The 21,865-nt window shown below is 67.4% G+C and carries 21 protein-coding genes; 3 read left to right on the forward strand and 18 right to left on the reverse strand.

The features are described from left to right. Positions 1-175: 175 nt before the first annotated feature. From ACTJJK_RS19265 to ACTJJK_RS19290, 6 genes are all read right to left on the reverse strand, one after another. Entirely contained in the window at positions 176-526 is a 351-nt protein-coding gene (locus ACTJJK_RS19265) for a hypothetical protein (protein ID WP_440730990.1), read from the reverse strand. A gap of 21 nt (positions 527-547) precedes the next feature. Then, entirely contained in the window at positions 548-754 is a 207-nt protein-coding gene (locus tag ACTJJK_RS19270) for a cold-shock protein (RefSeq protein ID WP_031373678.1), read from the reverse strand. Positions 755-938: 184 nt separating this feature from the next. Next, positions 939-1,697: an S-methyl-5'-thioinosine phosphorylase gene (locus ACTJJK_RS19275; protein ID WP_440730991.1), complete on the reverse strand. Its 759-nt coding sequence runs from the start codon at positions 1,695-1,697 to the stop codon at positions 939-941. A gap of 1 nt (position 1,698) precedes the next feature. Then, positions 1,699-2,253 (reverse strand): hypoxanthine-guanine phosphoribosyltransferase, encoded by a 555-nt coding sequence (locus tag ACTJJK_RS19280; protein WP_031373676.1) that lies wholly within the window; start codon positions 2,251-2,253, stop codon positions 1,699-1,701. Continuing rightward, positions 2,253-3,248, reverse strand: a complete 996-nt coding sequence (nagZ, locus tag ACTJJK_RS19285; RefSeq protein WP_031373675.1) for a beta-N-acetylhexosaminidase — start codon at positions 3,246-3,248, stop codon at positions 2,253-2,255. Before nagZ ends, ACTJJK_RS19280 begins: the two co-directional genes overlap by 1 nt. Positions 3,249-3,370: 122 nt before the next feature. Then, a complete protein-coding gene (locus tag ACTJJK_RS19290; RefSeq protein WP_031373674.1) occupies positions 3,371-3,901 on the reverse strand; it encodes a CYTH domain-containing protein in 531 nt (176 codons plus the stop codon). 93 nt (positions 3,902-3,994) lie between these two features. Between ACTJJK_RS19290 and ACTJJK_RS19295 the strand changes: the two genes are divergently transcribed. Next, positions 3,995-4,615 (forward strand): hypothetical protein, encoded by a 621-nt coding sequence (locus ACTJJK_RS19295; protein ID WP_440730992.1) that lies wholly within the window; start codon positions 3,995-3,997, stop codon positions 4,613-4,615. A gap of 134 nt (positions 4,616-4,749) precedes the next feature. Here the strand turns inward: ACTJJK_RS19295 and rlmD are convergent, their stop codons facing one another. The 3 genes from rlmD to ACTJJK_RS19310 all read right to left on the reverse strand — a co-directional run bounded on the left by rlmD (position 4,750) and on the right by ACTJJK_RS19310 (position 9,016). Next, positions 4,750-6,093: a 23S rRNA (uracil(1939)-C(5))-methyltransferase RlmD gene (rlmD, locus tag ACTJJK_RS19300; RefSeq protein WP_440731008.1), complete on the reverse strand. Its 1,344-nt coding sequence runs from the start codon at positions 6,091-6,093 to the stop codon at positions 4,750-4,752. A gap of 165 nt (positions 6,094-6,258) precedes the next feature. Further along, positions 6,259-6,882 (reverse strand): YdbL family protein, encoded by a 624-nt coding sequence (locus ACTJJK_RS19305; protein ID WP_031373671.1) that lies wholly within the window; start codon positions 6,880-6,882, stop codon positions 6,259-6,261. A 115-nt stretch (positions 6,883-6,997) separates the two neighbouring features. After that, entirely contained in the window at positions 6,998-9,016 is a 2,019-nt protein-coding gene (locus ACTJJK_RS19310) for a hypothetical protein (protein ID WP_223621693.1), read from the reverse strand. 45 nt (positions 9,017-9,061) lie between these two features. Between ACTJJK_RS19310 and ACTJJK_RS19315 the strand changes: the two genes are divergently transcribed. Beyond that, the gene (locus ACTJJK_RS19315; protein WP_036149544.1) at positions 9,062-9,793 is read left to right on the forward strand and encodes an Hpt domain-containing response regulator; all 732 of its coding nucleotides are present in this window, start codon (positions 9,062-9,064) and stop codon (positions 9,791-9,793) included. 92 nt (positions 9,794-9,885) lie between these two features. On the opposite strand, the gene recO is transcribed toward ACTJJK_RS19315, so the two are convergent. From recO to rpoE, 9 genes are all read right to left on the reverse strand, one after another. After that, positions 9,886-10,641, reverse strand: a complete 756-nt coding sequence (gene recO, locus ACTJJK_RS19320) for a DNA repair protein RecO (RefSeq protein WP_036149542.1) — start codon at positions 10,639-10,641, stop codon at positions 9,886-9,888. Positions 10,642-10,761: 120 nt separating this feature from the next. Continuing rightward, positions 10,762-11,655 carry a GTPase Era gene (era, locus tag ACTJJK_RS19325; RefSeq protein WP_031373667.1) on the reverse strand — a complete coding sequence of 298 codons (894 nt, stop codon included), beginning with the start codon at positions 11,653-11,655 and terminating at the stop codon, positions 10,762-10,764. 186 nt (positions 11,656-11,841) lie between these two features. Continuing rightward, positions 11,842-12,531, reverse strand: coding sequence for a ribonuclease III (rnc, locus tag ACTJJK_RS19330; RefSeq protein ID WP_051885335.1), 690 nt, complete (start codon positions 12,529-12,531; stop codon positions 11,842-11,844). Then, positions 12,494-12,871 (reverse strand): DUF4845 domain-containing protein, encoded by a 378-nt coding sequence (locus ACTJJK_RS19335; protein WP_031373665.1) that lies wholly within the window; start codon positions 12,869-12,871, stop codon positions 12,494-12,496. The genes rnc and ACTJJK_RS19335 overlap by 38 nt, the downstream gene beginning before the upstream one ends. A 90-nt stretch (positions 12,872-12,961) precedes the next feature. After that, a complete protein-coding gene (lepB, locus tag ACTJJK_RS19340; RefSeq protein ID WP_440730993.1) occupies positions 12,962-13,747 on the reverse strand; it encodes a signal peptidase I in 786 nt (261 codons plus the stop codon). 231 nt (positions 13,748-13,978) lie between these two features. Next, the gene (lepA, locus tag ACTJJK_RS19345) at positions 13,979-15,772 is read right to left on the reverse strand and encodes a translation elongation factor 4 (RefSeq protein ID WP_031373663.1); all 1,794 of its coding nucleotides are present in this window, start codon (positions 15,770-15,772) and stop codon (positions 13,979-13,981) included. A 256-nt stretch (positions 15,773-16,028) separates the two neighbouring features. Beyond that, positions 16,029-17,588 (reverse strand): Do family serine endopeptidase, encoded by a 1,560-nt coding sequence (locus ACTJJK_RS19350; protein WP_081931255.1) that lies wholly within the window; start codon positions 17,586-17,588, stop codon positions 16,029-16,031. Between the two features lie 139 nt (positions 17,589-17,727). Continuing rightward, positions 17,728-18,696: an RseA family anti-sigma factor gene (locus ACTJJK_RS19355; protein ID WP_440730994.1), complete on the reverse strand. Its 969-nt coding sequence runs from the start codon at positions 18,694-18,696 to the stop codon at positions 17,728-17,730. Continuing rightward, complete coding sequence (gene rpoE / locus ACTJJK_RS19360) at positions 18,696-19,298, reverse strand: RNA polymerase sigma factor RpoE (RefSeq protein WP_031373660.1); 603 nt, start codon at positions 19,296-19,298, stop codon at positions 18,696-18,698. Before rpoE ends, ACTJJK_RS19355 begins: the two co-directional genes overlap by 1 nt. A gap of 218 nt (positions 19,299-19,516) precedes the next feature. On the opposite strand from rpoE, the gene ACTJJK_RS19365 reads away from it, so the two are divergent. Then, entirely contained in the window at positions 19,517-21,586 is a 2,070-nt protein-coding gene (locus ACTJJK_RS19365) for a 3-hydroxyacyl-CoA dehydrogenase NAD-binding domain-containing protein (RefSeq protein WP_440730995.1), read from the forward strand. Positions 21,587-21,865: the final 279 nt, after the last annotated feature.

Here is a 21,865-nt window from a genome sequence, read left to right on the forward strand (position 1 = left end):
GAATCCATCCCTGTAGGAGCGACGTGAGTCGCGACCGCGGGACGCGTAAAGGCAGCAGGGCCGAGGCCATCCATCGAAGTGGCGTGTCGTCGCCGGGGTAGGAGCGACGCAAGTCGCGACCACGTCCTGCCGGGCCCCGGCGTTTACTTCAATCAAGAGCAAAGCTTCCGTCCGCTCACGCGGCCGGGTTACTTTCTTTTGCTAAGCCCAAAAGAAAAGTAACCAAAGAAAAGGGCTCTCCTTGCAAGGGCACAAGCCACGAGTGCAATGCTGTCGCCGGGATTTTCCGATAAGACATCCTTGTCTTATCGGAAAACGGCGCACGTCCTGTGCGCCGCCCTCCGGGTCTACGCTTGACCGGCAAAGCGGCAAAGCAGATCAAAATCTCGGCAACGGCAACGGCAACGGCAACAGCAACAGCAACAGCAACTGTTACAGCCACAACCGAACGCGACGGCCGCACAAAGAAAAAAGGCCCCGCCGGAGCGAGGCCTTGGAAACTGTCCGATTCGATCGGGCCAGCCATTGCCCTCGAGGGGCAACGCAATCAAACCACCGGAGCCACTTCGGACGCTTGCGCGCCCTTCGGACCCTGGGTCAGCTGGTAGCTGACGCGCTGACCTTCCTGCAGACTGCGAAAGCCTTTTGCGTTGATCGCGGAGAAGTGCACGAATACATCCGCGCTGCCATCTTCGGGAGAAATGAAACCGAAGCCCTTGGCGTCGTTGAACCACTTCACGGTGCCGTACTGCATATCCTTATTGACCTCATGCTGGATGCGTTGACGTGCGTCGTCGCTATGTGTGCCACGAGACGCATTGCGAGTATGCAAACTGTGCCGGTGGATGACAACGGCTCAGCGTGACCACATCCATCACGTAGTCCGCAGGGAAAACCGGCCACGCCCTATCGGCGGGATTCGGTTTATGCGACTCCTATCACCTATCGAGCACGGCGCTCAGCAGCGCCGGCAGCCCGGCGGAGGCCGCCGCGACGTTGTCGAGCACGTCCTGCAGGGTGATCACTTCGTCCGGATCGGGCCCCGCGCCGGCGGCCCAGTTGGCGACGATGGCCAGGCAGGCGTAGTCGAGGCCGAGTTCGCGCGCGAGGCCGGCTTCGGGCATGCCGGTCATGCCGACCAGGTCGCAGCCGTCGCGGCGCATGCGCACGATTTCGGCGCGAGTCTCCAGACGCGGGCCCTGGGTGGCGCCGTAACAACCGCCGTCGACCAAGGCCACGCCGGCGCTCTGCGCGGCGGCGATGACGGCCTGGCGCAAGCTGCGGGTGTAGGGCTCGCCGAAATCGACGTGCAGCACTTCGGTGCCCGGTTCTTCGCAGATCGTCGAAATGCGGCCCCAGGTGTAGTCGATCAACTGATCCGGGCAAGCCAGCACGCGCGGCCCGAACCGTTCGGTAATGCCGCCGACCGTATTGACCGCAAGCACGCGCTGCGCGCCGAGGGCCTGCAACGCGGCGAGATTGGCGCGGTAATTGACCTGGTGCGGCGGCAGCGAATGGCCTTCGCCATGGCGCGCCAGAAAGGCCACACGGCGGCCGCCGAGCAGGCCCACCCGGATCGGGCCGGACGGCGCGCCGTAGTGCGTCACCGGCTGGTGCGACTCGACATCCTGCAGCTCGGCGATGCGGTACAGGCCGGTACCGCCGATGACCGCCAGGTCGATTGCCAGATCGCTCATCTCAATCCTTCAGTGCGTAGATCGCGGGCAGGTTGCGGCCCTGCTCGTGGAAATCCATGCCGTAGCCGAATACGTAGCGGTCCGGCACTTCCACTCCTACGTAATCCGCGCGCAGGCCCTCGACGCAACGGTCGTGCGCCTTGACCGCGAGCGCGGCGATGCGCACCTCGACCGCCCCCTGTTGCAGGCACCACTCACGGATCGCATGCAGGGTGTGGCCTTCGTCGACGATGTCGTCGGCGAGCAGCACGCGACGGCCGCGCAACGGCGTCGCCGGACGATGCTTCCAGACCAGCTCGCCGCCGGAGGTCGCGCCGCGATAGCGCGTCGCATGCAGGTAATCGAATTCCAGATCGAGCCCGCGTGCGCCGATCTCCATCGCCAGCTGCGCGGCGAACGGCAGGCCGCCGTGCATGATCGTCAGGTACACCGGCACGCTGCCGGCATAGTCGTTGCGGATCTTGCCGGCCATGCGGGCAATTTCGCGCTCCAGGGTGCCGCGATCGAAAATCAGCTCGGCATCGGCGAGCGCCGCGGCCAGGTCGTGCGAGGTCATCAAGCCAATCCTTCCAGACGGTGGCGGGTTTCGCCGTAGCGGGCATCGGCGATCAGGCCGTCCCAGCCCATGGCGCCGCGACCGATCAGGCCGGTCAGCGCCGCGGTGTTGAGGCGACGGCCTGCGACCGCCGCCAGCGATTCTTCGACCAGTTGCGGGTGGCAGACCAGGACCACGTCGCAACCGGCGTCCAAGTGCGCATCGATGCGCGCCTTGATGCCGCCGACCGAGAACGCGGCGGCCATGCCGATGTCGTCGCTGAAGACGACGCCGCGGAACTGCATCTCGCCGCGCAGGATCTCCTCGATCCAGCGCCGCGAATAGCCGGCCGGTTCCGGCGCGACCGCCGGATACGACACATGCGCCATCATCACCGCATCGGCCTTGGCCTCGATGCCGGCGACGAACGGAATCAGGTCGGTCGCACGCAGTTCCTCGAGGGTGCGCGGATCGATCGCCTCGTCGAAATGGGTATCGGCCAGCACCGAACCGTGGCCGGGGAAATGCTTGAGCGTCGCGGCCATGCCGCGCGCGTGCATGCCGCGGACGTAGGCGGCGGTGAATTCGGACACGACCTGCGGGTCGGCGTCGAAGGCACGGTTGCCGATCGCCAGATTGCCGCGGCCCAGGTCGACCACCGGGGCGAAGCTCAGGTCGACGCCGCTGGCCTGCACCTCGCTGGCCATCAGCTGGGCATGTTCCTCGGCCAACTTGAGCGCCGCCTCGCGGTCGCTGACATAGAGCCGGCCGAACACGTCGAGCGGTGGCAGCGCGCTATAGCCCTCGCGGAAGCGCTGCACGCGCCCGCCTTCCTGGTCGACGCAGATCAGCTGCGGACGCGGCGCGGCCTCGCGGATCGCCGCCGACAGCTCGGCGACCTGGGCCCGGGAGGCGAAGTTGCGGCTGAACAGGATGACGCCGGCGCAGGCATCGTGCTGCAACCAGTCGCGCTCCTGCGCGGTGAGTTCGGTACCGGCGACGCCGATCACGAGCATGCGGAACTCCAGGAAAGAAGGCGGCGCTGGCTGCGCCGCGGCCATTGTCTCGCAGATGGCGCGACAGGCGTACCCCGCCCGTCTCCGGCCCTTCAGGCGGCGCCAGGCGCCAGGCGCGGGGCTCAGGCGGCGCTGCCGTCGCGCTCGGCCGGGCTCCAGCGCGCGTACGGCCGGGTCGCCAGGGCCAGGTTGTAGTAGCGCGCCGAATCGGTGACCTCAGCGCCGGCCCAATCGGGCCGGGCGAAGTCGGCCTCGGCGTGCTCCAGCTCGATCTCGGCCACCACCAGGCCGGCGTTGTCGCCGAGGAACTCGTCGACTTCCCACAGGTGCCCCTGGTGTTCGACGTAGTGACGGCGCTTGTCGATCATGCCGCCGACGCAGAGCGCAAGCAGGCTGCGTGCGTCCTCGACCGGGATCGGATAGTCGAACTCCTGCCGCGTGTGGCCGAGCTCGCGCGACTTGAGGTTCAAGAACGCCTCGTCGCCGGCGATGCGCACGCGCACCGAGGCCTTCATCGCTGCGGCGCCCGCGACCGGCGCATCCATCGCCGCCAGATCGTTGAGATAGCCCTGCGCCATCGGCACGACTTTGTGCGCAGCCGTGCGCCAAGCGTCGCCGACCACCAGGAATTTGCGTTCGATTTCTATAGCCATGCGCCATTATGACGCAGCCGCTGGATGCGGTCGCGCGCTTGCGTACACTGCGCGGTCCGCGGGCGCCGCCCGCCACTCCCGAGTTCCGCACGGATGCCTATCATCGCGCTCACGTCCCGCCTGTTGTGTCTCGCCCTGCTGTCCGCTCCCGGCGCTGCGTTCGCCGCCGACGCCGCGCTCAGCCTGGATGAAGCCAAGGCCGCCTTCCGCCTCGCCATCGATGCCGAAATCAGTAAGCAAGCGAGCAAGCCATCGCCTTCGCTGCTGGTCGCGACCATGCTGGAATCGATGAAGATCGCCGCGGTGCAAGGCTGCCAGCCCTTGGACGCGGCCCAGACCACCTGCATCCTCAGGATGGAAGGCAGCATCGGCGACAACTACACGGCCCTTCGTTTCCGCCGCGACGGCGCGCAGTGGCGCGTGGTCGAAGAGAAGGACATCGATGCGCCGCAACCGACGCTGGCGCGGGCGCAGGAACTGGTGCGCGAGCACCTGGCCCATCTCGGCGGCCAGGAACAGGACCCGAAGACCGCGGCGCAATTCAAGGAATTCGCCGCCACTCTTACCGTCACCGCGTTGGAGTCGTGCGAGCTGGAGCGCGATAACGATGCGGTGGAGTGCCATGCCGAGCTGGATACGCCGAGCCAGGGCAAAGGCTCCAAGCCGCTGCGCTTCCGCCTGCAGGGTGCCGATTGGTCGCTGCTGCCGGAGTGATCCGGCGAGTGCGCGCGGCACAGGCCTCAATGGCAGCGCGCAGATTCTTGAGAGATGGCGGTCGCGGCTTGCGCTGCTCCTACCCTTAGGGCAGCGGCGCGATCTCGCAGATTCCAGGCAACCCGGCTTCGGCCTCAGCGCGGCTCGAACATCGCGATCGATTCGACGTGGGCGGTGTGCGGGAACATGTCCATCACCCCGGCGGCGCGCAGTTTCCAACCCTTCTCGCGCACCAGATAGCCGGCATCGCGGGCGAGCGAAGCCGGGTGGCAGCTCACGTAGACGATCCGCTTGAACTGCTTCAGCGGCAGTTGGGTCAGGACGAAATCGGCGCCCGAACGCGGCGGATCGAGCAACAGACGGTCGAAGCCTTCGCGCATCCACGATTCGCCGCTGAGGTCTTTGCTCAGATCGGCGGCATGGAATTGCGCATTGGCCAGGCCGTTGTGTTCGGCATTCTCGCGAGCGCGACGCACCAGACCGGCTTCGCCTTCGACGCCGACCACTTCGCGCACCGTGCGCGCCAAAGGCAGGGTGAAATTGCCCAGGCCCGCGAACAGATCGAGCACGCGATCCTGCGGCTGCGGTTCGAGCAGGTCGATCGCGTGCTGGATCATGTGGCCGTTGAGGCCGGCATTGACCTGGATGAAATCGAGCGGACGGAACTTGAGTTCGAGGTTCCACTGCGGCAGCGAGAACGCGAGCTTCGGCTCGGCCGGCCACAGCGCGTGCACGCTGTCGATGCCGCCGGGCTGCAGGAACACGGCGAAACCGTGGGCCTGGGCGAAGGCGACGATGGCCCCGCGATCGGGTTCGGACAGCGGCGCAAGATGGCGGAAGGTCAGCGCCACGCCGGTGTAGTCGGGCGTGGGATCGCCGGCGATGAACTCGACCTGCGGAATCTCGCGACGCGCCTGCAGGCCGTCGATGAGATTCGCCAAGGCCGAGATCCTGTCGCCGATCAGCGGAATCACGGTCTCGCAACGGGCAATGTCGGCGACGAAGCGCGGGTCGTTCTCGCGGAAGCCGACCAGCGTCTTGTCCTTCTTCTCGACCCGACGCACCGAGAACCGGCCCTTGCGGCGATAACCCCAGGCCGCATCGGTCAGCGCCGGCAGCACGCGCTCGGGCACGACGTGGCCGATGCGTTCCAGGTTGTCCATCAGCACACGCTGCTTGGCGACGATCTGCTTGTCTTCGGCCAGGTGCTGCAAGGCGCAACCGCCGCAGACGCCGAAATGAGCGCAACGCGGCGCGACCCGGTCGGGCGCGGCTTCCAGCACTTCCAGCGTCACCGCCTCGTCGAAGCTGCGCGAACGCGCGGTCTGCTTGGCCATGACGCGTTCGCCCGGCAAGGCGCCGGCGACGAACACGGCTTTGCCGTCGGGACGCCGGGCGACGCCGCGGCCGTCATGAGTGAAGTCGGTGATCGCGACTTCGAAGGGGGTTTGATCGATGCGGGCCACAGCTGCTGGCAGGAATCAAGGCCGGCTATTGTCGCAGATTCGGGATTGGGGAGCCGGGATTCGGGATTCGTCGAGAGCAAGACCCCTTCCCCGAGAAAGCAAAAAGCCCGCCTGACGGCGGGCCTTTTGCTCTAAACCGAATCCCGAATCCCTATTCCCGAATCCCGGCCTTTAAAGCTACTTCTGCTTCCAGCCGCCGCCGGCGTCCTGGTACCACCAGCCGCCTTTGGCGCTGTCGATCCACTGACGGGCGAACACCTGGCGGATCTGCGCTTCCCATTCCGGGTGGCCGTTGGCGACGGCGATTTCGCGATACACCGCGGCCGAATCGCGGCCCTGGTCGGCCACCGCCTGATTGACGGCGACGCGCTCGGCGAGCGGGATCTTGGAGGCGTCGCGCACGCTGACGGTGCCGCTGTTGGTGAAGCCCAGCGCGCCGGAGTCGAAATGCGCGCGCAACTGGCCGTCGAAACGCGAGGCCATGCGCGACTGGATCGCCTGGATCGCCGGGGTCTTGATCGAGATATCCGGCGACTGCGCCTGGGCGCTGCCGATGCCGACCAGCGACCACCAATCGACCCGGCCGGCCAGCCGGTCCAGTTGCAAGGCCGGACGCTCGAGCGAAGCGCTGCCGCCGGGCTTGCCGGGCTCGGCCTTGGGTTCGGCCGGCATCTCGCCGATCACCTTCTCGACGAATTCCTTGGCGGCTTCCTTGGCCTCGGCGGCCGGGAAGTAAACGTTGATCGTGACGCAAGCCGTCAACATCACGGCGGCGACCGGTATTCCCATCCAACGGCGCATGAGCGGGTCCTTTCGGTTATGCGCGTCCTGCGCGGCGTCCCGCGCATCCGGCGCGGGCTGAACGATTGGCGCCTATTGAAGCACGACGCCGTGATAGGACAAGGCTGGCATGGCTTCACTGAACGACGGGTTTGACCTCGCCCTTGCTCACCGCCTCCAGGCGTTCGAGCAGGGTCGGCCAGTCGACCCGGCGGTTGTAGCCGACCACGTCCAGGTGCGGCACGCCCGCCCCCTGGACGATGGTGAAGCCCTGATTCTTGGCCGGCCCCAGGCCGCCCATGTTGCAGACCTCGTCGGCGAGGCGGCAGGAAATGCCGATCCGGGCATAGCCGAAGTCGTCGAAGAACCCGATCAGGCGGTCCTGCAGGCTGCCGACGAATGACGAATCGCCGACGCTGGACAGGTCCTGGACCGCGCGCTGGCTGATGCGCTGGCGCACACCGCGGGCCTTGCGCGTATGCAACTCGGCGTCGAACGCCACCGGCTGCCAGTCGACCAGACGCAGGTGGTCGATGCGCCCGTGGAGCCGGCCGGTGATGCTGCCGAAACCGAATACGCCCGTCAGCGATTCCAGGTCGAGGTTCTCCAGGGCAAGGTCGGAACTCAAGGTCGGCGCGACGCCGAACGGGCGTTCCATCGCCAAGGAGGACACCGCGACGGTGCCGCCGAACAATTGCATGGTCAGGCCGCCGGCGAGTTCGAGCCGGTCGTCGGCATAGTGCGCTTCGGGCAGGCGACCGCTCAGCTCGCCGGTGAACGCGGGCCAATCCAGGGCCTTGGACAGTTGGGCGACATCGAGCCGGTCCAGGGTGAGGCCGAAACGCACGTCCAGGCCCTTGCCGCCGGACGGCGGGCGCAGGCGCAGGCCGTCGAAACCGGCGCGGCCGCCGAGCATCGGCAACGACACCGCTCGGTTCAGGCGCAACTCGCCGTCGCCGCTGGAAAACGGCAACCGCACCGCGCCGAAATCCAGCCCGTACAGCTCGCCGCTGCGCCAACCCAATTCGCTGTCGACCGCGGCGTCGGCGGAGTAACTGACCGTGCCGTCGAGGCCGTCGAAACGGAATCGCCCCTGGGCATCGTTCATCGACGCGTCGATCAGGGTCGCTTCGGCCATCCGCAACTCCTCGCCGCTCATGCGCAAGCGCACCTGCGCCGCACCGCTCAGTTCGAGTTTGGCCAGGCCGGCAAGACCGAGGAAACCGGACAGATAACCGTCGCGCAGCGGCGCGAGGTCGGCGCTGCGCAGGTTCAGATCGAGTTCGGCCAGCCCCGCGTCCGGTGTCAGCGCGGCGCTGCCGTCGAGCGCGAGGATGCCGTCGTCGCGCCACGACAAACGCGGCAGGCGCCAGCCCTCCCCGGCTTGTTGCGTCGCTTCGATGTGCAGCGCGACCGGCCGGCGCTGCAAAGAAACATAGGCATTGCCGAACAGCAGCTCGCCGCCTTCCAGATGACCGTCGACGAGGACGCGGTCGCGGCTGTCGAGTTCACTGTCGATCCGCAGTCGCGCGCCGAGATTCTCGGCGGCGATCGAGCCGTCCGGCGTATCCAGCGCCCCACCGCTCAATTGCAGAGGACCGGCGATGCGCAGCGGTTGCCGCGCCGGCGCGTCGATGTCGAGACGACCGTCGAGGCGGCCGCCCTTGATCCGCCCATCCGGCCAGGCCTGGGCCACCAGGGCCTGGGCCCAGATCAGCGGCACGCGGGCGAGATCGATCCGGGTCAGGTCGGGCGCCGCCGCGTCGCGGTGCAGCGACAGCAAGCTCGCGCCCTGCCTCAAGCGCGCATCGGTCGTGGCGACACCGAGGTCCAGCGCCAACCGCAGGGGTTTGCCCGTGCCGCCGCGCAGCTCGCCGTCGCAGCGCCAACCGCCATGGCCGTCGCGCTGCAGCGGACATCGCCAGACCACATCGCGGAAGCGGTAGCCCAGGTCCGGCGCCACGACCCGCCCGGCCTGCAATTGCAGCTCGCCCTGTCGGGCTTGCGCCGGCCAGGACAAGCGCACCCGCACGTCTTCGAGCGTGGCCACGGCGGTGCCGACCCGCGCGATCCTGGCGTTCAGTGTCGCCGCCCCAACATCGGCCGACACCGCCCAGCAAGCGGGCAGCGACAAACCGATCAGGAGGCGTAACATGGTCCGCAGCATGGAAGCAGGATAGCGGGCGGAAGCGAACCGGCAATGAAGACATCCCAAGTCCCACGCATCTTGCTGGTCGAGGACGACCCGACCAGCCGCGCCTTCCTGACCGCCGCGGTCGAGGCCGTGCCGGCCGAAGTCGACGGCGTCGACAGTCTCGCCGCGGCGATGGCGCTCGGCAATGCCGAGGACTACCAACTCTGGCTGTTCGATGCCCACCTGCCCGACGGCAGCGGCATCGATCTGCTCAAGCGTCTGCGCGAGCGTCATCCGAGCACGCTCGCGGTCGCTCATACCGCAACCGGCGAAACCGAAGTCCGCGACCGGCTGATCGCCTCGGGCTTCGCCGAAGTGCTGGTCAAACCATTGCCCGCGTCCGCGGTGCGCGCCGCGGTCCGTCGCTTGCTCGGCCTGCCCGAGCACGATGTCGCGATCGCGCTGTCGTCGATCGACGACGCCGATGCGCCGATCTGGGACGACGAGGTCGCCGCGCGCGCACTCAATGGCAATCGCGCCCATATCGCGACCCTGCGCGAGCTGTTCACCCAGGAACTGCCGAACGCACGGCGCTCGATCTCCAGCGCAGCCGAACTGGGCAACCTCGACGCCTTGCGCGGCGAGCTGCACAAGCTGCGTGCGAGTTGCGGCTTCGTCGGCGCCGCACGCCTGGCGCAGGCAGTGCAGGAGCTGCAGGCGCGACCGGATTCGTCCTTGCTGCTGACGCGTTTCGATCAGGCCGCGCAGGACACCATCGCTCAGCCGATGCTGGGCTGAATCCTTCGCTTCGGGTTTGCGGCTGGTTCCAATCAGCAATGGGGCGAGCGACTGCGTATGCGCAGCCGTTTGTTCCGGCCAAACCGATACGCTCAGCTGCCGTCGTCGTCGCGCCGGATCTCGCGCTTCGGCGCCACCCGCGCCAGATCGGCCAACAACTCCCAGGACTTCAAGCCGCGTGGCCCCAGATGGTGCGCGAGCACCGAACGCATGGCCTGACGCAGGCCCGGCAGATCGGCCGCCTCCGGCGCGCTGTCGTCAGCGAGTGCGAGCAAGGCCCGTCCAGTCGCCGCTGCGCTGCGCTCGCCATGGCCGCGATCGCTGAGCATGCGCCGTGGCCCCTGCTCGGGGTCGAGGCGATAGCGCGCGGCGGGGTCGATCGCGACGCCCTCGGCGTCGACGCTCCAATCGAAGCCCGAGCCGAGCGCATCGAGCAGATCGCGCTCGAAACAGCGCAAGGTCCAGGCCAGTCCCTCGTCCTGCAGACGCGCGCGGGTGCGGCCGTACAGCTCGTACAGCTCCGGGAACGGGTCGTTGCGCTGCAGCAGGCGCAGCAGCAGTTCGTTGATGTAGAAACCGGCCAGCGCGACTTCGCCGTCGAAGCGCGGGGCCGCGTCGAGGGCTTCGGCCGAGATCAGCCGGGCCAGTTCGCCGCGCGCCAAGGCATCCAGGCGGATGTGCTGGAACGGCTGCAAGGCCGCGCGCAGCACCTGCCGTTTCGGTCCCTGCACCCCGCGTGCGACCAGACCGATGCGCCCGTGATGCTCGCTGAGTACCTCGACCAACAGGCTGGTCTCGCGCCAGGGGCGCGTGTGCAGCACATAGGCGGATTCGGCGACGAGGTGCATGAGAGCCGGGAGTGGGGATTCGGGATTGGGGATTCGTCAATGCGATGCGCGGCGATCGGGCCCCGCCAGTTGGCGGCTGTGTTTATTAATCCCTAATCCCAAACCCCGAATCCCGGCTCCTCACTCGTATCCCAGCTGGCGCAAGGCTGCTTCGTTGTCGGACCAGCCTTCGCGCACGCGCACCCAGGTTTCCAGGAACACCTTGGAACCGAACAGGCGCTCCATCTGCACGCGCGACTTGGCGCCGATCTCGCGCAAACGCGAACCGGCCTTGCCGATCACGATCGCTTTCTGGCCTTCGCGTTCGACCCAGATCACCGCGCCGATGCGCAGCAATTCGCCGTCGACGACGAAACGCTCGATCTCGACCGTGGTCGCGTACGGCAGCTCTTCGCCGAGCTGGCGCATGAGTTGTTCGCGGACCATTTCGCCGGCGAGAAAGCGCTGGCTCTTGTCGGTGATCTCGTCTTCGCCGTACAGCGCTTCCTGCTCGGGCAGCAGCGACAACACCGTCTTGACCAGCGCGTCCAGGCCCTTGCCCTTGAGCGCGGAAATCGGATGCACACTGGCGAAGTCGCGGCCTTCGCTGACTTTCGCCAGATACGGCAGCAGCACGGTCTTGTCGGTGATGCGGTCGACCTGGTTGACCACCAGCACCACCGGCAAGCCGGCGCCGCGCAGGGCGTCGAACGCGAGGGTGTCCTCGTCGTCCCACTGCCCGGCGCGCACGACGAGCAGGGCCGCATCGACGCCTTCGAGGGCGCCACGGGCGGCGCGGTTCATCATCCGGTTCATCGCCCGCTTTTGTTCGCGGTGGATGCCGGGGGTATCGACCAGCAGCAGTTGGCCTTCGGGAAAGGTGGCGATGCCGAGCAGGCGATGGCGCGTGGTCTGCGGGCGCGGCGAGACGATGCTGACCTTGGCTCCGACCAGGGCGTTGACGAGGGTGGATTTGCCGACGTTGGGACGGCCGATGACGGCGACGTGGCCGGCGCGATGCGAAGAGGAAGTCATGGGGGAATTGTCCGCCTGGGCGGCGGGAACAGCAAATCGGCTGGGAATCGGGAATGGGGAATAGAGAATCGGCGAGCGCTACATCGCGAACTGGCGCATGCGCCGAGAAACCAGGACCCCGACGGTTCCGGCTTTTACGATTCCCGACTCCCGACTCCCGACTCCCGCCCCGCCCCACCCAGGCAGTCAATCCGCCTTGAGTTGGCGCAGCACGTCCTCGGCGGCGATCTGCTCGGCGGCGCGGCGCGAGCCGGCTTCGCCCACCGCGCTGAGCGGCGGCTGGGTCAATACACAGCTGACCTGGAAGGTCTTGGCGTGGTCTTCGCCGCTTTCGGCGATCAGGGTATACACCGGCAGCGGCTTCTGCCGCCCCTGCAGCCATTCCTGCAGGCGGGTCTTGGCGTCCTTACCGACCTTGTGCGGCGGCGGCAGAGCTTCCATCGCCGCGGCGAACCAGGGCAGGACCTGGGTGCGGCAGGCCTCGAAGCCTGCATCCAGGTAGATCGCCGCGACCACTGCTTCGAGGGCATCGGCGAGGATCGAGTCACGGCGGTGTCCGCCGGACTTCATTTCGCCGGGGCCGAGGGTCAGTTTCGCGCCGAGTTCGAGCGTGCGCGCGATCGGCGCCAGCGCCGACTCGCGCACCAGCTCGGCGCGGGCGCGGGTCAGCGCCCCCTCGTCGGCCTGCGGCCAGCGCTGGTACAGCGCTTCCGCCACCATCAGGTTTACCAATGCATCGCCGAGAAACTCGAGACGCTCGTTATGCGGGGCCCCGGCGCTTCGATGCGTCAGGGCTTGCTCCAGCAATCCCGGGTTCGCGAAACGATGCGTGAACGAATCAGTCACCGTCTTTCGTGCGCAACTGCTGCACCGCATTGAAGTGACCGACGACATCGAGGTTGGCGATCAGCGGACGGCGCACTTCGTAGTCCACGGTAATTTCCATGCCCAGGTCGTTGCGCACGATCTTGAAGTCGGTCGGCTTCACGCTCTCGACATAGCTCATGTCCATGCGGCGGAAGAACAGATCGCGGGCCTTGGCGCTGGTCATCTGCCCGGCACCTGGCTCCTTGGCGAGGTCCGCCAACGAACGCTTGACCGAATAGAACTCCGAGTACATCGGCACCAGCTTCATGCCCATGTAAGCGAATACGCCGACCACGGCCAGCAGGAGAATGAACCCGATCAGGGTGATGCCGCTCTGGTTACGCTTCATACCTTCGATCCCCAATTGATCAATGTGCCGGGTTAGCGCGTGCCCGATGCACTCGCAAACCTCGTCCCCATCCGCAACGGCGTAGCGCCGTTACGGAATGCTGCTGCCGATGCGCGAGAAATCCACGCCCCCATCGAAGTTCATCCAGATCAGGAACGCCTTGCCGCGCAGGTTCTGTTCCGGCAGGAAGCCCCAGTATCGGCTGTCCTCGCTATTGTCGCGATTGTCGCCCATCACAAAATACTCGCCCTGCGGCACGACCCACTCGCCCTCGCCCTGGTCCAGCAGCGGCGACTCGGCGCGCAGCAGGATGCGATGGGCGTGGTTGCCGACCTGCTCGCGCAGCTCCTGGGCGCCGGTCATCTCGGTGCCGTTGCCGCGGCCCTGGTAGGTCCCGATCGGAGCGTAGAGGATCGGCTCGCCGTTCACGGTCAGGCGGCCGTCGCGGTAGCTGATCTTGTCGCCCGGCAGGCCGATGACGCGCTTGATCCAGTCCTGCTCGGGGTGGTGCGGCGGGCGGAACACGACCACGTCGCCGCGCGCCGGCTCGCCCATCGCCAGGATCTTGCGATTGGTGATCGGCAGGCGCAGGCCGTAGGTGAACTTGTTGACCAGGATGAAGTCGCCGGTCAACAGGGTCGGCATCATCGAGTTCGAGGGGATCCGGAACGGCTCGGCGATGAAGCTGCGCAGGATCAGCACCACGAACAGCACCGGGAAGAACGCCTTCGAATAGTCGACGACGATCGGCTCCTTGCCGTCGTCGAGCAGGCCCTCGCGCGCGGCGCGGCGCTTGGCCAGGACCAGCTTGTCGAGCAACCAGACGACGCCGGTGAATATCGTCAGCGACACCAGTGCGATTTCGAACCAACGCATTGCCGTTTCCTTGCGGTGTTGTGAGCCGGAGCCGAGAAACGCAGCCAGCGGGCCGAACGTCGTGCGCGACCGGCCATGACGGCTCGATTGCGTTGCGCCTGTCCCACCCCCTGCCTACCCTCGCCGTCCGATGATGTTACGGAAACTCCTGGGCGATCATCGCAACCGCTTTGCGCCGGATCGGGCGCAGCCGCGGTTCCTCAACCCCCCATCCCTATTTCCGCCGTTCGCTTACTTGTCGCCGGTGGAGAGCACCGCGAGGAAGGCTTCCTGCGGAATCTCCACCCGACCGACCTGCTTCATCCGCTTCTTGCCCTCTTTCTGCTTTTCGAGGAGCTTCTTCTTACGGCTGATGTCGCCACCATAACATTTGGCCAAAACGTTCTTGCGCATGGCCTTGACCGTGCTGCGGGCGATGATCTGCGAGCCGATCGCGGCCTGGATCGCGACGTCGAACATCTGCCGCGGGATCAACTCCTTCATCTTCTCGCACAAGTCGCGGCCGCGCCGGTCGGCATGGCTGCGGTGGACGATGATCGACAGCGCATCGACCTTGTCGCCGTTGATCAACGTGTCCACGCGCACGAACGGGCCATCCTGGAAACGCAGGAAGTGATAGTCCAGCGAGGCATAGCCGCGCGAGACCGACTTGAGCTTGTCGAAGAAGTCCAGCACCACTTCGGCCATCGGCAGCTCGTAGCTGATCTGCACCTGGCTGGCCATGTAGGTGATGCCGATCTGCACGCCGCGCTTTTCCTCGCACAGCTTGATCACGTTGCCGATGTAATCGGGCGGCGTGAGGATGTTGGCGCGGATCACCGGCTCGCGGATTTCCTGCACCAGGTTCAACTGCGGCAGCTTGGCCGGGTTGTCCATCGGGATCACGGTGCCGTCGGTCTTGAGCACTTCGTAGATCACCGTCGGCGCGGTGCTGATCAGGTTGAGATCGTATTCGCGCTCCAGGCGCTCCTGCACGATCTCCATGTGCAGCATGCCGAGGAAGCCGCAGCGGAAGCCGAAGCCCATGGCCTCGGAGCTTTCCGGCTCGAAACGCAGGGCGGCGTCGTTGAGGCGCAGCTTTTCCAGGGCTTCGCGCAGCGCCGGATAGTCCTCGGCATCGACCGGGAACAGGCCGGCGAACACGCGCGGCTGCATTTCCTGGAAGCCCGGCAGCGGCTTGGGCGCGGGGTCGCTGGCCAGGGTCAGGGTGTCGCCGACCGGCGCGCCGTGGACGTCCTTGATGCTGGCGTTGATCCAGCCCACTTCGCCGGCGCCGAGCTTGGCCAGGTCTTTGCGCTTGGGCGTGAACACGCCGACCTTGTCGACCAGGTGGGTGCGGCCGGTCGACATGACCAGGATCTTGCTGCCCGGGACGATCTCGCCCTGCATGACCCGCACCAGCGAGACCACGCCGAGGTAGTTGTCGAACCACGAGTCGATGATCAACGCCTGCAACTTGTCGGTATCGCGCGGCTTCGGCGGCGGGATGCGCTTGACGATCGCCTCCAGCACCAGGTCGACGTTGAGGCCGGTCTTGGCGCTGATCGCGACCGCGTCCTCGGCGTCGATGCCGATCACCGCTTCGATCTCGGCCTTGGCGCGCTCGATATCGGCGGTCGGCAGGTCGATCTTGTTGAGCACCGGCACGACTTCCAGGCCCTGCTCCACCGCGGTGTAGCAGTTGGCCACCGACTGCGCTTCCACGCCCTGGGCGGCGTCGACGACCAGCAGGGCGCCTTCGCAGGCGGCCAGCGAACGGCTGACCTCATAGCTGAAGTCGACGTGCCCGGGGGTGTCGATGAAATTGAGCTGGTAGACCTGCCCGTCCTTGGCCTTGTAGGGCAAGGACACGGACTGGGCCTTGATGGTGATGCCGCGTTCGCGCTCGATCGGATTGGAATCGAGCACCTGCGCTTCCATCTCGCGCGCTTCGAGACCTCCGCACAGCTGGATGATGCGGTCGGCGAGCGTCGACTTGCCATGGTCGACGTGGGCGATGATCGAGAAGTTTCTGATGTGTTGCATGCGAGGCGACGCGGAGCTCGCCGGTTCCAGGAAAATTAACGGGAGATTATCGCATAGGCCCCGGCACTGACGGCAGTTCCCGCGCTGCCCCGGCGGACGCCGCTCAGAAAGCCCGCCGGAGGCACACCGGGACCGTGCAGCCGGCCCAAACCAATGCGGAGCCCGCCGTAGACAGGCGGGCGCTCATCGGCTGGCCCGGCACGGTTACAGCCCGGCGACGCCGGCAGGCGCCTCGGGCTGGAACGCGGGCCGAGGCTTATTTTTCCTCGCTGGCCTGGACCGCAATGAACTGGGTCGCGGCGCCGCGGCGAATCAGCAGCATTACCGTCTGGCCCGGCTTGGTGCCGGCCAGAGCGCGATCCAGGGCCGCGGCGCTGCCGACCTGGACCCGGCCGACCGAGAGGACGACATCGCCCGGACGCACCCCGGCTTCGCCGGCGGCGTCGCCCGGATCGCGGACCACCACGCCCTCGCCGGCCTTGATGCCGAGACGCTGGCGGGTCGCCGCATCGACCTCCTGGGTGACCAGGCCGAGCGGATTGCCGCTGCTGCGCGGGGCGGCCGAGTCGCCCGGTCGGGCCGGCTTGTCCCCACCCGTCAGACCTGCCGCTGCGCCAACGTCCAATTCGCTGACGGCCACGGTGAGTTCGACATTCTTGCCGTCGCGGAATACGCCCAACTTCGCCTTGGAACCGGGAGGCAGGTTACCGATGAGCGGCGGCAGGTCGCTGGACTCGTGCACCGGCGTGCCATTGACCGAACGAATGACGTCGCCCGGCACCAGACCGGCCTTGGCCGCGGGGCCGCCTTCGAGCACCTGGTTGACGAGCGCGCCGCTGCTGTCGGGCAAGCCGAACCCGGCGACCTTTTCGCTGGTGAGAGGCTCGACCACCACGCCCAACTGGCCGCGACTGACCTTGCCCTTGGCACGCAACTGCTCGGCCGAATTCATCGCCACGTCGATCGGGATCGCGAAGCTCACGCCCATGTAGCCGCCGGAGTTCGAGAAGATCTGCGAATTGATGCCGACCACTTCGCCGCTGGTGTTGAGCAGCGGGCCGCCCGAGTTACCCTGGTTGATCGCGACGTCGGTCTGGATGAAGGGCACATAGCGCTGATCGGCATAGGGGTTGCTGCGCCCGACCGCGCTGACGATGCCGGCGGTAACCGAATGGTCCAGGCCGAACGGCGAACCGATCGCGACCACCCACTGCCCGGCCTTGGTCTGGCCGGCGCCGGCGGCGCGCAGGAACGGCAGGCCCTTGGCGTCGATCTTGAGCAAGGCCACGTCGGACTGCTCATCGCTGCCGATCACCTTGGCCTTGAGCTCGCGACGGTCGGTCAGCTTGACCGTGACCGTGTCGGCGCCGTCGACGACGTGATGGTTGGTCAGCACATAGCCGTCCTGCGAAATCAGGAAGCCGCTGCCGATCGAACGACCGCCGCCGCGCGGCTGGCGCGGGCCCTGCTGGCCCGGCCCGGGCATGCCCGGCATGCCTTCCGGGCCGAAGAAGCGGCGGAAGAACTCGGGAATCTGCTCCTCGTCCGGCATGCCGTTATTACGCGCCACCCGCTTGGGGGTGACCTCGGCGCTGATGTTGACCACCGCCGGGCCGACCCGCTGCACCAGATTGGTGAAATCGGGCAGACCGGCGACCAGGGGAGCCGCGGGTGTCGCCGACGGCGGCGGCGCGATCGGGGTGGTCGGCGCCTGCGCCGTGCAGGCCACCGGCAGCGCGGCGATGATCGCGCCGACCAGGGCCAGGGAATGCAGCGGGCGGCTGCCGGCTGCGGTGCTCTTCGGAAGGCTGTTCATCAGGGGACGGATCATGGGGAGCGGCCTCGAAACGACGTGGATTTTCCGGAAAAAAGACAACAGGTCGCCTGGCGCGGCGGAGCCGCGCATTCGACGAAGGGGGACTGCCCGGCCGGCGGCCGCGGCAGGCAAGGAGGGATCAGGGCTGCGGCTGCGGCCGTTGCGTGGCTTGCGACCGTGCCCTGGCCTCTTCGGCCTGGGTTGCGGGCTCGAAGGGGTAGAACGATTGCGAGGCGCTGCCGCCGTTGCCGACGCTGCCGTAACCGGCGGTATAGCTGCTGCCGCCAGAATAATTGGGCAGGACCGCGCGCGGCCACGGGCGCGCCGCGGGCGATTCGCTCGGCTGCGGCCGGAACGGGTTGGCGTGGACGGCATCGGCCGGCAGCGGGGAGGCGCTGGCGACCGCGACGACTTGCACCGGTGCCTCGGCCGCACGCTCGGAGGCGCGCAGGGCGGCACGCTGGCTTTGGCCGCGCGAACGGCGTTCGGCCAGACGGCGCGGGATTTCGGCCACCGCGACCGCACCGGCCAGCGCCGAGGCGTCGCCGGAGGTCAGCGCGGCCTCGGGCTGGGCGGGGTCGGACCGGACCGGCGCCGCAGCCAGGGCTGCCAGTGCCTGCTCGGCCGGTGCCGGAACGGGCGTCGGTGCCGGTGCCTGGCTGGCCGGAGCGCTCTGCGCCGCGACCTGGGCCGGGTCGGCCGCAACGCCGGTCGAATCGTCGGAGAACGGACGCGCCACGAACAAGGCCGCCACTGCGACCGAAGCCGCCAGGGCGCCGCCGATCCAGCCGCGACGCGAGCCGCCGGCCCGACGCGGGGTGATACCGGCCTCGGCCTTGCCCGCCAGCGAGGCTTCCTGTGAACGCAGCATCGCCGCTTCGGCGGCGACCGCCGCGGCCACGCGCCCGGCGAAATCGTGCCCGGCAGCGCCGCTGACCTTGCCGCGCAGCACGTCGCCGCACAGCTGCCAGCGGCCGCAGGTGTCGCGCCACTGCACATCGTGACCGAGCCGCTTCAGCGCGAAGCGCGCGGCGTCGCCATCGAGCTCGCCGTCGAACAGCGCGCTCAGGTTCTCGCGATCATCGCCATGGAGAGTAGTAGACGTCATCAGTGGGCGCGCTCCCGGGTGTCTTGATTGTCCAGCAAAGGCCGAAGTTCGGTGTCGATGGCCTCGCGGGCGCGGAAAATCCGCGAACGCACGGTGCCGATCGGGCAAGCCATCTTCTGCGCGATTTCCTCGTAGCTCAGGCCGTCCACCTCGCGCAAGGTGATGGCGGCCCGCAATTCTTCCGGCAACGAATCCACCACCCGCATCACCGTGCGCTCGATCTCCTGGCGCAGCAGCTCGTGCTCCGGGGTATCGGTGTCGCGCAGGCGGATGCCCGTATCGAACTGCTCGGCGTCGCCGGCGTCGATGTCGTCGGTGGGCGGCCTGCGGTTCTGGGCAACCAGATAGTTTTTGGCGGTATTCACGGCGATCCGGTGCAACCACGTATAGAACTGGGCGTCGCCGCGGAAATTCGCCATCGCGCGGTAAGCGCGGATGAAGGTTTCCTGGGCCACGTCCTGGCATTCGCTCCAGTCGGGGATGTAGCGCCCGATCAGCGCGGTGATCCGATGCTGGTACTTGCGCACCAAGGCATCGAACGCTGCGCTGTCGCCACGCTGGACACGCCTGACCAGCTCCTGGTCCAACTCATTCTCGGCCATGCCGCGCCGGCACTCCTGTCAGCTCGGCAATAGCCGAACAATGGGACAACCCTGTCGGGGGAAAAGTTCAATCGCGGCATTAATGGGGCCGCCGGCGGTCGCCCGCAACCGCCAAGTGTCACATGAGGGCCCGGGGGCCTGTCGACACGGGCGATTTGACGGCAGTGAAACAAGATCGGGATGATAGCGGCTTCCCATACCTGAACGGATGGTGCGGCATGACTGCAGCCCTCGACGGACTCCCCGCTTTTGACGGGCTCCGCGCCCGCCATTGGCACACCGAATTGCGCGAGGACGGCGTACTGGTGCTCTCGTTCGACCGCGAAGGATCGCCGGTCAACACCTTCGCCCAGGAAGTGCTGATCGAACTCGACGGCCTGCTGGAGCGCCTCGCCCTGGACCCGCCCAAGGGCCTGGTGCTGCGCTCGGCCAAGAGCAGCGGCTTCGTCGCCGGTGCCGACATCAAGGAATTCCAGAGCTTCGACGAGAAAGGCACGGTCGGCGACGCCATCCGTCGCGGCCAGCAGGTGTTCCAGCGCCTGGCGGAACTGCCCTGCCCTACGGTCGCGGCCATCCACGGCTTCTGCATGGGCGGCGGCACCGAGATCGCCTTGGCTTGCCGTTACCGCGTCGCCAGCAGCGACGCCTCGACCCGCATCGGCCTGCCCGAAGTGAAGCTCGGCATCTACCCGGGCTGGGGCGGCAGCGTGCGCCTGCCGCCGCTGGTCGGCGCACCGGCCGCGTTCGACATGATGCTGACCGGCCGCACCCTGTCGGCCTCGGCCGCGCGCGCGATCGGCCTGGTCGACAAGATCGCCGAGCCCGCGGTGCTGGTCGACACCGCCGCCGGCATCGCCCTGCGCGGCGCCGAACGTCCGTTCAAACAACGCTTCATGGGCTGGGCCAGCAACACCTGGCCGGCGCGCAAGATCCTCGCGCCGATGCTGGTCAAGCAGGTCGCCCGCAAAGCGCGCAAGGAGCACTACCCGGCGCCCTACGCCCTGATCTCGACCTGGGAGCGGACCGGCGGCGGCGTACAGGCCAAGCTCGCCGCCGAACGCAAGTCCGTGGTCAAGCTGTCCTCCACCCCGACCGCGCGCAACCTGATCCGCGTGTTCTTCCTGCAGGAACGGCTCAAGGGCCAGGGCGGCAAGGAGCACGGCATCAAGCACGTGCACGTGGTCGGCGCCGGCGTGATGGGCGGCGACATCGCGGCGTGGTCGGCCTACAAGGGCTTCGAGGTCACGCTGTCCGATCGCGAACAACGCTTCATCGACGGCGCGCTCGAACGCGCCCAGGAGCTGTTCGCCAAGAAGGTCAAGGACGAGGCCAAGCGCCCGGCCGTGGCCGCGCGCCTCAAGGGCGACCTGGGCGGCGAAGGCGCCGACCTCGCCGACCTGGTGATCGAGGCGATCATCGAGAAGCCCGAAGCCAAGCGCGAGTTGTACGACCAGATCGAACCGCGCATGAAACCCGATGCGCTGCTGACCACCAACACCTCGTCGATTCCTCTCGACGAACTGCGCGAGCACATCCGCCGCCCGGCCCAGTTCGGCGGCCTGCATTACTTCAACCCGGTCGCCTTGATGCCGTTGGTGGAGATCATCCGCCACGACCGCATGGCGCCGGAGACCGAACAACGCCTGGCCGCGTTCTGCAAGGCCATCGACAAGCTGCCGGTGCCGGTCGCCGGCACGCCGGGCTTCCTGGTCAACCGCGTGCTGTTCCCGTACATGCTCGAAGCCGGAACCGCCTTCGCCGAGGGCATCCCGGGCCCGGCGATCGACAAGGCCGCGGTCAAGTTCGGCATGCCGATGGGCCCGATCGAGCTGATCGACACCGTCGGCCTGGACGTCGCCGCCGGCGTCGGCGCCGAACTCGCGCCCTTCCTCGGCCTGAGCGTGCCCCCGGCGCTGAGCAACGTCGAGCCGGGCAAGCGCGGCAAGAAGGACGGCCAGGGCCTGTACAAATGGGAGAACGGCCGCGCCCAGAAGCCGGAGCTGTCGAAAGACTACAAAGCGCCGAACGATCTCGAAGACCGCCTGATCCTGCCCTTGATCAACGAAGCCGTGGCCTGCCTGCACGACGGCGTGGTCAGCGACGGCGACCTGCTCGACGCCGGCGTCATCTTCGGCACCGGCTTCGCCCCGTTCCGCGGCGGCCCGATCCAGTACGTTCGCGAAAACGGCCCCGACGCCGTGCTCGCGCGTCTCAAGCAATTGCAGGCCCGCTACGGCGACCGTTTCGCGCCCCGCCCCGGTTGGGATTCGCCGCTGTTGCGCAAGTAAGCGCAAGCGATCCTGCAAACGAAGAAGCCGCGCAACGCGCGGCTTCTTCGTTTACGCACCACGCGCCAGCCGTTGCCGTTGCCGTTGCCGTTGCCGTAAAGATTTTGCTGTAGCCGTGGCTGTGCGACGTTTAGAACTAGCGAAGGCAATCGAAGACCCGGAGGGCGGCCCGCATGGATGCGGGCCGTTTTTCATCGGGACAGGGATGTCCCGTATGAAAAATCCCTGCGTTGGCATCGAACATGCGGGCCTGTGATTCAAAGAGAAGCATTTTTCTTT

The sequence above is a fragment of the Lysobacter sp. 22409 genome, from assembly GCF_052045105.1.
Classification (GTDB): Bacteria; Pseudomonadota; Gammaproteobacteria; order Xanthomonadales; family Xanthomonadaceae; genus Lysobacter; species Lysobacter antibioticus_B.